1 pseudogene is annotated in these 1,565 nt (G+C 53.8%); it reads right to left on the reverse strand.

From position 1 onward, the window contains the following. Positions 1-1,396, reverse strand: a pseudogene (locus ACOVRA_RS02475) (DNA-directed RNA polymerase subunit beta); the annotation flags it as partial. Positions 1,397-1,565: the final 169 nt, after the last annotated feature.

Raw genomic sequence — 1,565 nt, forward strand, 5'->3', positions numbered from 1 at the left:
CGCCGACCGAACGCACACGACGGTTGCCGAGGTTGTCGATGTCGTCGATTTCGCCACGGCCATCACGCAGGCCAACCAGAACCTTCAGGACTTCGATGATGTCTTCCTTGCGCAGAACGCGCATTTCGTCATCCACATCGAGGTCGAGGCGCATGTTCATTTTCACTCGGCCAACGGCCGAGAGGTCATAGCGCTCTTTGTCGAAGAACAAGGATTGGAACATGGCTTGCGCCGTTTCTTGCGTGGGTGGTTCACCTGGGCGCATCACGCGGTAAATGTCGGTCAACGCGCTTTCACGGCCGTCATTCTTGTCCAGAACGATGGTGTTGCGCATCCAAGGACCAACGGTGACATTGTCGATGTCCAAGACGTCGATTTCAGTCACGCCAGCTTGGCGCATTTCCACGATCTGAACATGGCTCAACTCTTGGCCGGCTTCGGCATAGATTTCACCATTTTCGGCGCTGGCGATATCGAAGGCTGCAAAGCGGCCAATCAATTGATCGTCTGGCACCAACAAGGTGGTGACACCTTCTTCAGCCAATTTATTCGCGTTGCGGGCCGACAACTTCTTGCCGCCTTCAGCCACGACTTTGCCGTTCGCTGCATTGATCAGATCATAAGCAGGCTTTTGACCGCGCCAACGCTCTGGCACGAACGGAATGTTCCAGCCGCCTTCCGCTGCGGTATAGGTGATGGTCTTGTAGAAGGTCGACAGAATGTCTTCCGCACCCATGCCCAAGGCATAGAGAATGGTGGTCGCAGGCAACTTACGCTTGCGGTCGATACGGACGTAAACCACGTCCTTTGCATCGAATTCAAAGTCCAGCCACGAACCACGGTAAGGAATGACGCGGGCTGCGAACAACAGCTTACCCGACGAGTGGGTCTTGCCCTTGTCATGGTCGAAGAAGACGCCAGGCGAACGGTGCATCTGCGAGACGATCACGCGCTCGGTACCGTTCACTACGAACGTGCCCTTGTCAGTCATCAAAGGAATGTCGCCCATATAGACGTCTTGTTCCTTGATATCCTTGACCGACTTTGCACCGGTATCTTCATCTGATTCAAACGTGATCAAACGCAGCTTAACCTTCAGAGGAGCCGAAAACGTCAAGTCGCGCTGGATACATTCATCCACGTCAAACTTGGGGGGCTCAAACTCAAAAGAGACATATTCCAGAACGGCGCGTTCTTGGAAATCCTTGATCGGGAATACCGATTTGAAAACCGCTTCAATGCCTTCGTCGCGGCGCATTTCTTGCGGCACATCTTTTTGAAGGAATTGGTCATAGGAACTTTTTTGAACCTCGATCAGGTTCGGCATTGTCACTGCCTCGGCAATTTTGCCGAAAGATTTACGAATACGTTTCTTACCCGTGAACGATTGAGCCATCGCTCTTCCCTTCTTGTGGGGCCGCGCGATCATCCAGCGGGGGCTGGGCGCGCAGGCTGCCGAATGATTGCCTGCTCGGGAAAAAGCCCCCTTCAAACGCAATAAACGGTCCCGCAGGCGTGTGGGACCGTAGCGTGGAAATATGAAGGTGCGAGGTGCGTATGTCTTA

The organism is Aquidulcibacter sp., assembly GCF_049239865.1.
In the GTDB taxonomy this organism is placed as follows: domain Bacteria; phylum Pseudomonadota; class Alphaproteobacteria; order Caulobacterales; family Aquidulcibacteraceae; genus Aquidulcibacter.